This is a genomic window from Desulforamulus ruminis DSM 2154 (assembly GCF_000215085.1).
Classification (GTDB): domain Bacteria; phylum Bacillota; class Desulfotomaculia; order Desulfotomaculales; family Desulfotomaculaceae; genus Desulfotomaculum; species Desulfotomaculum ruminis.
Genome location: NC_015589.1, coordinates 467,151 through 480,029 on the forward strand (window position 1 = coordinate 467,151; position 12,879 = coordinate 480,029).

The following is a 12,879-nucleotide window of genomic DNA, read 5'->3' on the forward strand; positions in this document are numbered from 1 at the left end:
GTGCTGGCGGTTTTAGTCATAGAGATAGACGGCATGACCCTTAGGGCAGCCGTAGTGAGAAGGAAATTCCGGGATTTTACGGTGAGCCAGTGTATGAAATTGGAGAGGACCGGGGACAGTCCCCTGATTACGCCTGGGGAGCTGACGGCGGTGCTGGGCAGGCTGGAGAAATTTCCTAAAAATGTGGTTTTGGTTAGCGACCAGACGGCTATGGTTGAAATTACCATGGACCCTAAGCGGTTGAAAAAAATGAAATCCTACCAGATCAAAGAGGCGGTGCGCTGGGAGGCGGAGCCCTATATGGCCGTTCCGGCCGCGGAAAGTCTGGTGGGTTACGAAAGAGGGCCGGAAACCCCCGATGGGCAGGCAAGTCTCTGGGTATCCATGTTTCCCCTTGAAGATTACCAGATGATGAAAAAAAACCTGGCGGAGGGGGGATTAAAGTTAAAAAGAATATTTCCGCCGGATGTTTGTTTCCCGATCGGGGCGGTGTTCAGCGAAAAGGAAAAGGAGCTGGTGGTGCTGGATGTAGGGCAGCAGACCATGCGCTTTGCCCTGGTGGAAGACCGGGATATCTCCGCCTTTCGAACGCTGCCGGGAAATTTGGCGGCAGCAAAGGCCCACCTGGATGGTCTGCCGATTCCGGAACTGGAGCCCACCCTGAAGGAGATTTTGCTGGATCCATCCCTGGAAAACCGTAAATTGGTGATTACCGGCCCTGGTGGTTTAGATTCGGACATTGTCAATTTTTTTCAACAGAAACTTTTGGTGGAGGCGGCGGGGCTGCAGATGCAGTGCTCAGGACACCCGGCTACCGAATTTGCCACGGTAATCGGCGCAGGTTTAAGGGAACTTTATCTTCTTGCGGATTGGAAAACCATCGGCATTCATGACGGCATTCCCCTGGCCAAGCAACTTCAGGAAAGGCTGCATGTCTACCCGCTTTTGGTGGCGGGTACTATCCTGGTTTTTTTCCTGGGCCACTATTTTTTACTGAACTACCAGTCCAATAAAGCGGAAGCGCGGCTGGCTTCCCTGCAGCAGGAATTGAATGAGGCCAAAACACGGACGGAGCGCTACCAGAATCTGAAAAAGGAAGAGACAAATCAGGAAAAAGAGACTCTGCTGCTGCACAACAAATTGGATTTTTTGCACACCGGCTTTAGGGAGCGCCATGAGGAAATGGAAACCTTTTTGAAAGCGGTGCTTAATCATTCACCGGGGGATCTGGACATTATTATGATTGCCCCCGGAACTATAAAAGGACAATGGCTGGTGGGAGGATTAGGTACTTACGCTACTTCGGTTCATTTTCTGTCCACCCAACTGCAAAATGAAGAATGGTGCAGCTATGTTAATATTATTGGCATTGGAGAGGAAGAGACGAAGATCGAGGTCCCTGTTTATGAGGGTGAAAAATTTGTTACCAAAGAAATCGAAGGAAAAGCATACCTTTTTGGAATGGAAGTAAGAATGAAGAAATAAGAGATTTCAAAGGTATGAAAGGATACAAATATGAAACGCAAGCTTACCAAGGCCGAAAAATTTTTGCTTTTGACTGTTCTTTTAGTAGGAGGTTTTTACCTGTACCTAAACAAGGTATATGACCCAAAGGCCAGTGCCTATGAACAGACAAGGACGGAGATTATCAAGCTGCAGCAGGAAATTCAGGACTTTGGAGAACCCGCCGGCACCCAAAAAATAGCGGCAAAGGTTAATGAAAGTAAAAAGCAAAATCAATGGTTGAAAGCAGAATTAAATGACGAGTTAACCAAGAAAAAGGCCCTAAATATTCGGGAAGTCACCCTTGTGCTGGATCAATTAAGCAGCCTGGCGGTGGCCAGCGGTTTATCCATTCAGGTTGTAGCGGTTAAAGACTTTGACTTGTGGGAGGAAAGCTTCTCCCGGTTTAAGGATTTTCAAAAAGTTAAAGCAGACTCACTCTTGGAAGAGAAAAAGGCTGACAATCAGAACAAGGACAAACAAAAAAATACCAAACAGAACTCAAAAGTCCCGGAGGGATCAACAGAAGCAAAAGGGGAGACAACGGAGGACCCCTCCGATCCGTCCACCTATTTTCCCTGGAAAGAATACAATGTAATTTTGAGCGGCGACCTCAACTATATTGCTCGTTATTTTGGGGCTATGAAGGAAATGAGCCACTGCGTGCTTATTAAAAAAATTGAAGTGCTGCAGAACGAGAAAACCGGCCGGCTGGAATTATTCCTGAATGTGTTGATATAGGAGGGGAAGGACCATGACACAACAGTGTCCTGCTATGGGAAACAGACCTGTGTTTCATTTGGAGGAATTGCTTCAAAGGGCCAGGAAGCTAGACAGCTCCGACCTCCACCTTACGGCCGACATGCCGCCGGTGATGCGAATCAACGGCAGACTCCAGTCCCTGGAGGAATACAAGCGGCTTTCTGCCGCCGACATCAAGCGGTTGTTGTACGACATCCTGACGCCCCGGCAGATTGAGGTGCTGGAAAAAAGATTATCGGTGGATCTGGCCATCAGCTTCAGCAGCAGCGGACGGTTCCGGGTGAATGCCTATTACCAGCGGGGCGCCATTACCAGCGTACTGCGGCGTCTTTCCGACGACATTCCCCAGTTGGAAGAATTAAATCTGCCGTCTTCGGTATTTTCCCTGCCGGATTTGAAAAACGGTCTGGTGCTGGTGACGGGAACCACAGGCAGCGGTAAATCGACCACCCTGGCTGCCATCATCGACCGCATTAATCATAAATACAGCCATAATATTATTACCATTGAAGATCCCATTGAGTATGTTCATTATAACCACCGGAGCATTATCAACCAGCGGGAGCTGCATACCGATGTGGATTCCTTTGCAGATGCCCTGCGCTCCGCCCTGCGGGCGGACCCCGACGTTATTCTGGTGGGTGAAATGCGTGATTTAGAGACCATCCGCGCTGCCATTATGGCTGCGGAAACAGGGCACCTGGTCTTTTCCACATTGCACTCTCGGGATGTGGTTTCCTCCATCAACCGAATGGTAGGGGTGTTTCCCACCGATGAACAGACCCGGATCAGCCAGCAGTTATCTTTGTCTTTAAAGGCAGTCCTTTCCCAGCAACTGCTGCCCCGGGCCAACGGCAAGGGGCGCGTTCTGGCGACGGAAGTCATGCCGGTGACCCCGGCCATCAGCAATCTCATCCGATTATCAAAACAGGAGCATATTTATATGAGTATTGAAACAGGGAGAAAACTCGGGATGCAGACCATGGACCAATGCTTGGAAGAACTGTATAAAGCCGCCCTCATTGACGGGCACACCGCAGTAAAAGCCGCCAACAACCCGCTGCTGATGCAGCAAAAATTAGGACTCCGGTAAGCGGGAGTTGTCCATGGCGAAACAAAAACTGGGGGAATTTTTACTGGACCGGGGTGTTCTGCAGCAAAATGAACTGACCATTGCCCTGCGTCTCCAACGCAATGAGAAAAAGAAACTGGGCAGCATTCTGGTGGAACAGGGATTTCTGAACGAAGAGCAGTTGACTTCTCTGATGGCGGAATTTTTTAAACTGCCTTTGTTTACCTTGAAGGATGTGGTCTTAAGCCCGGAGTTAATGTCCGCGGTGCCCCAGGCGGTGGCTCTTAAAAACCGTATTGTACCGGTGCTGGTAAAAGAAGACGAAATATTTGTGGCTTGTGCGGAGCCGGTAAACAAATTTATTTTGGAAAACCTGCGCCGGATGAACGGGAAACGGATCAATCCGGTGTACATGGCGGATTCTGAACTGTCTCTGGTGCTGAAACAGGTTTATCCGGACTGTGCCGGGACCGAAACCTCCGTGCTTCCGGAGGAAAACGTAGATCCGGCGGGGCCGGATTACGCCATGAAGGTACTGGATAACACCATTTTGAAAGCCATTGCCCTGGGAGCCTCGGACCTGCACATGGAGCCGGAAAAAAACGGTTTGAGAATCCGGGTGCGGGTGGACGGAGTTCTGAGAAGCATTGATAACATCCCTGCGGTGGCGTCCCCGCTGGTTATTTCCAGGCTGAAGGTGTTAAGCAACATGAATATTGCCGAGAGACGCAGTCCCCAGGACGGTGGGTTTGCTTTTCAAGAGGAAGACGGCGAACCTACGAACATCCGGGTGTCGACCTTGCCCTGCGCAAGGGGGGAAAAAGCCGTACTGCGGCTGCTGCCTTCCCAGGAGCGGATTTTAAACCTGGAGGAATTGGGCATGGAAGAAGACGTGGTGGAGGCTTTGCGCAGTGTCCTTGCGCTGCCCTATGGTTTAATTCTGGTAACGGGCCCCACCGGCAGCGGGAAAACCTTCACTCTTTACGCTGCGCTGAAATATTTGCGCAGCGACGATGTAAATATTATCACCATTGAGGACCCCATTGAACTACAGATGGAGGGTATAAACCAGTCCCAGGTGGACGATTCTTCTAAAAAGATGACTTTCAGCAATACCTTAAGGGCCATTTTACGTCAGGACCCCAACATTATTATGCTGGGAGAAATTCGGGATGGGGAAACCGCTAAGCTGGCCCTCCAGGCAGCCCTCACCGGGCACTTGGTAATTTCCACACTGCATACCAATGACGCCGCCAGCGCTGTGGATCGTCTGATTGATATGGGCTGCGAGCGTTTTTTGGTGGGTTCCGCCCTCAGGGCTGTATTGGCCCAGCGTTTGGTACGCCTAATATGCCCCCGCTGCCGCCGTAAATATAAGCCGACGACCGGCGAACTGCTGGCGCTGGGTCTGAATTCAGATTACCAAACGGAATTTTATGCGGGAGACGGATGTCCTTTCTGTCATGGAACCGGGTATAAGGGCAGAACGGCCGTTACAGAGTTTCTGGTGATTGACCGTGATCTGCAGAAATTGATTGCCCAGGGCGCCGATACGGTGGCCGTAAAAGAATATGCCAGAGACAAAATGCGCTCCATGCGTATGGACGGGATTATTAAGTTGCGCCGGGGTATAACCACTGTTTCCGAGGTGCTCAAGGAAACGGTGGAGTGGTAAAGCTACAAACCAATGAAGGAAAAGGGTTGATATTGTGTTGAACCAAGAACGGATTATTTATCCTGCCGGCAGGTCCGGCAGGCTTCGGGCACTGCAGATGATTGTTTTTCTTTGCTTTGTTTTTACCGCCGCAGGTCTTGGGGAAGCTCACCCGGCCCCACCGGATGTCATTTCTTTACAGCCCTTGGAAATGTATGACGGAGATGAACGGGTAAAGATCGAACTGCAGGAGGTACTTAATGCTTATCGAAAGGAAACCGGGAAAAGGGAAAATGCAGATGTATCCTGCTCCTTTAGGGCCCTGCAGGCAGGGATTGCCATGCTTTGGGGAGACGATGTTCCCCGGCGGGGAGATATACAGGTGTCCAGCGCTCTGCCTTCCTATGGCTCCGTGTTCTGCTTCCGCTACCTGCTGGGGGAAGATGCAACGGTACAGGAGCAGTCTTTCCAATTGATCCTGCCCAATCAAAGCCGGGTTGAGGATTTATCCTATAAGAATGTATATCGGCTGTCCAAAGAAATTGCCCGGGATCATTATACCTTTGTGATTACCCGCAGATCTACTGGAGAGAGTTTCACTGTCAGGGTGAAGGAAGGAATTTTTTTACCCGGTTACTTTGATCTGCTGAAAAAAGTAAATCACCAAATCCCGACAATCCCAACGGAAGTGGAATTGAATCAAATGATTCAGCAGAATGATTTCATGAAGAAGAAGTTTTACAACCAGCCTGATGATAAATTATTTTTGGATGTTCCCAGCAGAACCTCCCTCTTGGCCCAGATTGTTCCCGGCAGTATGATTTTATTAATTGCCATCGGTTTAATGCTGCCCGGGCTGAGAAAAATTGCCGGGCTTTTTAAAAAAATAACCAGAGGTGTGGATTAATGCCACAATATGTTTATGAAGCAATGGATCCGGCGGGGAAGGCTGCCAGGGGGACAATAACAGGGAACAGCCTTTCCGAAGCCGGGGGGGAATTACGAAGGAAGGGATTTATCATCACCAACCTCCGGGAGCAGGAGGCTGAAAAGGTGAGGGAAGAAAAAGCCCGCAGCTTCTCCTTGAACTTGGATGATATATTAGCCAAAGTGACCCGGGTCAAGCAAGATGAAGTGATTCTCTTTTTAAACCAATTGGCCGCCATGATTACAGCGGGGGTTTCCATCGTAAACGCTTTATCCATTTTGGAAAAACAGTCAACCAACAAAAGGTTCAAAAAGATTCTCTCTGCGGTGAGACAGGATGTGGAAGCCGGCAATAGTCTCAGTGAGGCCATGGTGCAGTTTCCTAAAATTTTTCCTCAAATGATAACCAGTTTGCTCCGGACAGGGGAAACCAGCGGTCTGCTGGATAAGGCAATGGTTCAAGTGGCCCATTATATGGAGGAAAGGCAGGTCCTTAAACGCCAGATCACCAGCAGTGCCATTTATCCCGCCATTGTTTTGCTGGCATCCCTGGGTGTGCTTTACTTTATGGTCAGCTTTGTAATTCCCAATATGGCTCCCTTTCTGGAAATGATGGGCGGTGACCTGCCCTGGAACACCAAGCTGCTAATTTATATTTCAGATAATATATCCGCCAACCTGGACAAGGTGGGAATGGTCGTAGGTGGGCTGGTGGCAGTGGTGCTGATGGCCTATAAAATCCCTCAGACCCGTTTATTGATCGACCGCTACAAGATTAAGATTCCTCTGGTAGGATCTATTTTTCAGTATGGGCTTATTGTTTCCTTTGCCAAAACCTTTTCAATTCTTATCAGCAGCGGGGTTTCCATTGTGGAGGCCTTAAAGTGCACCCGGGACACCATCTCCAACAAAGCGCTGGTGGGTGATTTAGACAAAATTATCGAAAAGGTGCTCTACGGTGAAAACATCTCCGATCCCCTGTTGGCATCCCGGTCTTTTTTTCCTCCCATGGTTGGGAACATGGTCAAGGTTGGGGAAGAAACCGGTTTTGTGGATACTTCCCTTCTGACGGTGTCGGGAATCTATGAAAAAATGCTCCAGCTTAAAATTCAGCGCATGACCAGCCTCATTGAGCCGATATTGCTGATTGTGATGGGCGGTATGGTGGGTTTTATTGCGGCCGCGCTGATTGGAGGCATTATTTCTAGCTACAAAGTATAGTTAATGCCGGACGGGCTTTTACATGGTAGTTTTCGGGCCAATACTACCTAGCGTTGCCCGGTTTTTTTAATAGGGAAGCCCGGGAACAGCTCCCGGGTTTCTTGTGTTATAATAAAGGAAAATGCAGGAAGGGTTATTATATTTAGTAATAAGCTATTTGTGAGGTTGTTTAATGAAGCCAATCAATACCGACACAGAGGAAGAGATTAAAAAGGCCAAAAGACGAGCCTTGGCGGTACTGGCTTTATTTCCCTTGTCTTTTTTGACTCTGCTTGCTTATGGAATTTATTGGGGTTTTTTTGATATGAGCCACCTGCCAAAACAAGAATTGCTTACAGCGGTTGACTCACCGGACGGAGCTTATACGGTTAAAGCGTATTTATGCAACGCTGGGGCAACCACCGCTTATGCGGTTTTAGGGGAATTGCATTTTAATAAAGTAAATAAAAAACCAAAGAACATTTATTGGAATTACCGGGAAGAACATGCAAAAATAGAATGGATTGATCCGGATACGGTGGTTATTAACGGTCAAAGGCTTAAGGTTCCCGGTCAGTCTTACGATTATAGAAAAAATTAATATTTTAAATTGGACGCAGGGAAGTTTTGGGATGGGTTATAACTATAAAGTAAAGCGAGCGCCAGCTTTGTTTTTTTATACACTTTTGCTGGGATACCTCCTAATAAAGGGTACGCAATATAAAAGGGGCTTAGAGCAGGATTATGAGTTTCTTTCCGCTTTGTTTTTTTCCGTTTTATTTCCTGTTTTTATGGGTGTCTGTTTCGCCCTGCCCAACCTGCTGGATAACCTGCAAAGGCCTGGGAAGTGGCGGATTGACTGGGTAATATTATTTTCTGTGGGACTCCCGGCGCTTTATGCAACAACTGCTCCACTCCTTTATTTCACCCCTTTGGGTTATCTGATTCCCAGAACGGTAATTCTTACCTTAAGCCAGGCGACTCCCCGTGCGATTTGTGGAGTCGCTTTGGGATATATAATGGTTACATTGCTGGAAAAGAAAAATTCAGCGGAGTCAATGCCAAAGGGAACCGATGCGGAATCAAAGTACTGGACCGGAAAGGAGTAAGCATGGCTTTTTTAAAGGAAGTCCGGTTTAATTGGGACCAAGTCCAAAATAAAAAGGAATACCCCTTTAACATTCCTGCTTTACAGGAAATCCAAAGTTTAAACCTGGATTACAATGTGGTCTTTTTTGTGGGGGAGAACGGGACGGGAAAATCAACCCTGCTGGAAGCCCTGGCCCATAAATGCGGCTTTGCAACCATGGGCGGGGGAAGAAATAATATTTTAGAAGATCGGAGAGGGAATTTTTCTCTGGAGGAGATTTTGACCCTTTCCTGGTTTCCTAAAGTGGATAAAGGCTTTTTCTTAAGGGCCGAGAGCTTTTTTAATTTTGCCAACTATCTGGATGACATGGCCGAAGAGTTTGGGGGAATTATCTATGCTTCCTATGGAGGAAAACCCCTTCAGCAGCAATCCCATGGCGAGTCTTTTATCACCTTATTCCAGAACCGTTTTAAGCAAAAAGGCATCTATCTCCTGGATGAACCGGAAGCAGCCCTTTCTCCCCAACGTCAACTGGCCTTTCTAAGAACCATATGGGAGTTGGAACATACGGGAAAGGCTCAATTCATCATCGCCACCCATTCTCCCATTTTATTGTCTTATCCCAACAGTTGTATCCTGAGTTTTGATGAAAAGGCCCTAATGCCAAAGGAGTATCAGGACACCGAACACTTTCAGCTAACCAGAGATTTTTTAAATAATCCCAAGGCTTTCCTGGATAAATTGTTAAGGTAAACCATTACCGGCCCCACGGTAATGGTTTTTCTTTTGGTCCGTGAGGTGATCAATGGTTAAACAGAAGAAGCCTACAGGGTTCAGAAAGGATTAACTTATTTTACAATTTTGAATAAGGCTATGAAACCTTGCTTGTTTTAATTAAAATGCTTATTCTTTTGACATATGCTGGGAGTCAAGCCCTAATTTCAGGGTGAAAGAATATTAAAATAAGCACAAGTCGTAAACAATAAGTTTACACAAAAAATAGTTTAAAAGGGGGATTACTATGTGGGAAGCCAACATACCAATTCACGAGGTTAGGGAAATCCGGGTCAAGACCACGGTTTTTCTAGGGGTCGGCGCCATCAAAAAAATCCATGACATAGCGGCTGAACTGAAACAAAAAAGAGGAATTGACAAGGTTGTGATTCTTACCGGGAAAGGGTCTTATAAAAGTACCGGGGCCTGGGACCATGTCAGCGCGGCATTGGAGAAAAACGGAATTCAGCACGTGCTGTACAACAAAGTAACGCCGAACCCCACTGTAGACCAGGTGGACGAGGCTGCTAAAATGGGTAAAGAACTAGGGGCCCAAGGCGTCATTGCCATCGGGGGCGGCAGTCCCATTGATGCGGCGAAGTCCGTAGCCATTCTATTGGCCTATCCGGGCAAAACCGCCCGGGATGTGTATGAATTTAAGTTTACACCGGATCAGGCGGTACCCATTGTAGCCATCAATCTGACCCACGGTACCGGTACAGAGGCCGACCGTTTTGCGGTGGTCAGCATTCCGGAAAAAGAACATAAACCGGCCATTGCCTATGACTGTATTTATCCGCTGTATTCCATTGACGACCCGGCTTTAATGACTAAGCTGCCGGAAAATCAAACCCGTTATGTTAGTATTGATGCTGTAAACCATATTGTGGAAGCTGCTACCAGCAAGGTTGCCAGCCCTTTTTCCATTATGCTGGCCAAAGAAACCGTTCGTTTGATTTCCGAGTATTTACCCAAAGCCCTGGCGCAGCCGGAGGATTTAACCGCCAGATACTACCTCCTTTATGCCTCTTTAATTGCCGGGGTGGCCTTTGATAACGGCATGCTGCACTTCACCCATGCCCTGGAGCATCCCTTAAGTGCCGTAAAACCGGATTTGGCCCATGGACTGGGACTGGCGGTTATCCTGCCTGCGGTGGTCAAGCAAATTTATCCTTCCTCCGCAGCCGTTCTGGCAGATGTCTTTTCGCCCATTATACCGGGCTTAAAAGGAGTCCCCGATGAGACAGAAAAGGCAGCCAAGGGAATTGAGCAATGGCTGGCCAGTGTGGGAATTACTTCTAAGCTGAAAGATCTGGGATTTACCGAAGGGGATGTGGAAAAATTAACGGATCTGGCCTTTAATACCCCCAGCCTGGATTTATTATTAAGTCTGGCCCCGGTGCCGGCAGACAGAGAGCGGGTTGCAGCCATTTACCACGATTCTCTTTAATCGAATATTTATCCTGTATAAAAGAGCTTCACTATGCGCTATAGTGAAGCTCTTTTGACTTATCCTGCTATAAAGTTTGACAGCACCTTTCCACTGCTGTAATCTAAAACAATAACCAGCCGGGGAAACGGGCAATCGCTTGAGTTCAGGAACGTGAATCTACATCCCAAACAAACTGGCTAAGAATTAACAAGATTGATCCAGTTTCAGTATTCGGGCGGCATTTTTGTACATGACCTTCTGGCGAACTTCATCCGTAAAGGGGAGCTTTTGATAGTTCTTCAAGGCGTCTTTAAAATGGACAAAGGGGTGGGCGCTGGCAAAGAGCAATTTGTCGCTGATGATGGTGTTGGCCCCCTGTACATACGCTTCGGACATCGGGAAGAATTCATATTCCGAGATATCCAGATACACATTGCTGTTTCTTTGAGCTACGGTAATCATTTCATTGACCCAAGGATAGGCGCCGTGGCTTACCACCATGGTCAGTTCCGGGAAATCCCGGGCTACAAAATCGATGTACCTGGGCGCAACGTGGTCAATAACCGCATTGGGAACCAGAGTGGCAGGTCCCGTAGTAATTACAATGGGAATATCCAATTCGCAGCATTTGGCATAGATAGGGTAGTATTTGGCGTCATTAACATAAATTTGAGCCAGGTAAGGGTCGATGGATGCCCCTTTTAATCCCAGTTGGTTAACAGAGCGGTTCAGCTCGTGGATGGCTGCCATGCCTTTATGAGGATCAAGACCGGCAAAACCAATAAATTTATCAGGGAATTGATTGACCATTTTGGCCACTCCATCGTTGCTGCCTTTCCACTGGTAGGTGGTTTCGGCGTCTCTTCCCAGAATAACGGCCTTATCTACACCATTTTGATTGAGTTCCTCAACAATTTCCGGAAGATCCTGGGTTTTGGTATTGGAGAAGCCAATCATATCGCATAAGGTTTTAAACATTTTACTTTCCCCGATGGCCATAACATCGGGCGTGTTGGGCCTAAACCGAAAATCAATGGTTTTCATGATCATTCTCCTTTGTTGTATAAATTGAAAACATGTGGAAGTGATCACAGTAGCATAAAGGGATAACAAATTGTCTATTCTAAAGACAGGAGTGATTTACAAAGGAGACATAGTGATGTTATGATGTCGCTATGACTTACTATTTATCATATACCGGACAAAAAAATTAATCAACCGGTATTTTTAAAAAAGGATAACCATGGATAAACGTCGAAATTCAAAGAAAATTTGGCGGGAGGCTGTTTCTTAGTGCTTGATAATAATAACCCGGTACCTTTGCATATACAGTTAAAAGAAATTTTGTTAAAAGAAATCCAGCAAGGGGTTTATAAAGAGAAAATTCCCAGTGAGAGAGAGTTGATCGATAAATACTCCGTAAGTCGTACCACTGTACGGGAGGCCGTAACCGCTTTGGTTTATGAAGGAGTATTGCAGAAGATTCACGGTAAAGGCACCTTTATTAATCAGTCCCCTTCAATCAATGAATGGTTGGGCTATCTAAGCAGCTTTACTGAAACCATTGAAAGAATGGGGATGAAATCCGGCGCACAACTGCTGGAGCAGGGAAGAGGTTCCGACGTAGAAATAGCGGAGACCCTTGGTGTGGAAGAATATTATTATATAAAAAGACTGCGGTTTGCCGACGACCAGCCGGTAGCCATAGAAAGGCACTACTATCCTTTAGAAGTGGGGCTTCTTTTGGAAAAATATGATCTAAATAAGGTTACCTTATATGAAAAGTTAGAAGCCGAAGGGATTAATTTACACCATGCGGAACAGAGAATAATGGCGGAGAGCCCCAGTACAGAGGATGCTAAATTACTGGGAATTTCTGATCATACATGTGTTTTAGTTGCACAACGTCTAATTACCAATCGACTGGGAAATCCCATCGAGTACTATCACAGTATTTATCGGGCAGACAAATATGCCTTTAGCTTAAAAATGTCCAGAGGAATGCGAGTGGGTTAAATCCGCTTGTAATAAAAATAATTTTCCAATTCACCCTGTTTGTCCTTATAAAAAGGGCGTTCAGGGTTTTTTTGTCGGCTAAATTACAAAAAATCATAAAAAAGTATTGCAAAAATATAAAAAATCAGTGTATATTCTTAGTAACTGGTAGTTATGTGATGATGTTATAACGTAATCACGTCATGGCGAACCCAAAGTTTGTTTGTGTTAGTGTTCACAGGTTCAAGCAAATCTAAAATTTAGAAAGGGGGCAAATTAGTCAAGTAAGGATATTTGGGTTAATCAGGGGAAGTAAAACATTTTTTGTGAAATGCTGATCACAGTAGCGTAAAAAGGGACAACTTATGGATCACAAAGAAATAGAACATGGCAACCTTGGCAGGAGTGATGGATAAACAAAGAACTGCAAGAAAAACTTCGACTCCAATAAAGGCATTATTTAATCGTTC

At 46.6% G+C, this 12,879-nt stretch carries 12 protein-coding genes; 11 read left to right on the forward strand and 1 reads right to left on the reverse strand.

The features are described 5' to 3' along the window. The 10 genes from DESRU_RS02350 (at window position 1) to DESRU_RS02395 (ending at window position 10,432) form a co-directional block, all read left to right on the forward strand. A complete protein-coding gene (locus DESRU_RS02350; protein ID WP_041275263.1) occupies window positions 1-1,485 on the forward strand; it encodes a hypothetical protein in 1,485 nt (494 codons plus the stop codon). Between the two features lie 30 nt (window positions 1,486-1,515). Beyond that, window positions 1,516-2,244, forward strand: coding sequence for a hypothetical protein (locus tag DESRU_RS02355; RefSeq protein WP_013840524.1), 729 nt, complete (start codon window positions 1,516-1,518; stop codon window positions 2,242-2,244). Window positions 2,245-2,257: 13 nt separating this feature from the next. Next, window positions 2,258-3,358, forward strand: a complete 1,101-nt coding sequence (locus tag DESRU_RS02360) for a type IV pilus twitching motility protein PilT (RefSeq protein WP_013840525.1) — start codon at window positions 2,258-2,260, stop codon at window positions 3,356-3,358. A 13-nt stretch (window positions 3,359-3,371) separates the two neighbouring features. After that, window positions 3,372-5,012: a GspE/PulE family protein gene (locus DESRU_RS02365; RefSeq protein ID WP_013840526.1), complete on the forward strand. Its 1,641-nt coding sequence runs from the start codon at window positions 3,372-3,374 to the stop codon at window positions 5,010-5,012. A gap of 34 nt (window positions 5,013-5,046) precedes the next feature. Next, on the forward strand, window positions 5,047-5,898 hold the full coding sequence (locus DESRU_RS02370; RefSeq protein ID WP_013840527.1) for a hypothetical protein: 852 nt from the start codon (window positions 5,047-5,049) through the stop codon (window positions 5,896-5,898). Continuing rightward, window positions 5,898-7,139, forward strand: coding sequence for a type II secretion system F family protein (locus tag DESRU_RS02375; RefSeq protein ID WP_013840528.1), 1,242 nt, complete (start codon window positions 5,898-5,900; stop codon window positions 7,137-7,139). The genes DESRU_RS02370 and DESRU_RS02375 overlap by 1 nt, the downstream gene beginning before the upstream one ends. 172 nt (window positions 7,140-7,311) lie before the next feature. Beyond that, the gene (locus DESRU_RS02380; RefSeq protein WP_013840529.1) at window positions 7,312-7,719 is read left to right on the forward strand and encodes a DUF5412 domain-containing protein; all 408 of its coding nucleotides are present in this window, start codon (window positions 7,312-7,314) and stop codon (window positions 7,717-7,719) included. Window positions 7,720-7,909: 190 nt separating this feature from the next. Beyond that, window positions 7,910-8,227: a hypothetical protein gene (locus DESRU_RS20695; protein ID WP_187290605.1), complete on the forward strand. Its 318-nt coding sequence runs from the start codon at window positions 7,910-7,912 to the stop codon at window positions 8,225-8,227. Window positions 8,228-8,229: 2 nt separating this feature from the next. Next, entirely contained in the window at window positions 8,230-8,961 is a 732-nt protein-coding gene (locus tag DESRU_RS02390; protein WP_013840531.1) for an AAA family ATPase, read from the forward strand. A 268-nt stretch (window positions 8,962-9,229) separates the two neighbouring features. Beyond that, complete coding sequence (locus DESRU_RS02395) at window positions 9,230-10,432, forward strand: iron-containing alcohol dehydrogenase (protein ID WP_013840532.1); 1,203 nt, start codon at window positions 9,230-9,232, stop codon at window positions 10,430-10,432. A 186-nt stretch (window positions 10,433-10,618) separates the two neighbouring features. On the opposite strand, the gene DESRU_RS02400 is transcribed toward DESRU_RS02395, so the two are convergent. Beyond that, complete coding sequence (locus DESRU_RS02400; protein ID WP_013840533.1) at window positions 10,619-11,458, reverse strand: amidohydrolase family protein; 840 nt, start codon at window positions 11,456-11,458, stop codon at window positions 10,619-10,621. A 249-nt stretch (window positions 11,459-11,707) separates the two neighbouring features. Between DESRU_RS02400 and DESRU_RS02405 the strand changes: the two genes are divergently transcribed. Next, on the forward strand, window positions 11,708-12,430 hold the full coding sequence (locus tag DESRU_RS02405) for a GntR family transcriptional regulator (protein WP_013840534.1): 723 nt from the start codon (window positions 11,708-11,710) through the stop codon (window positions 12,428-12,430). Window positions 12,431-12,879 lie beyond the last annotated feature (449 nt).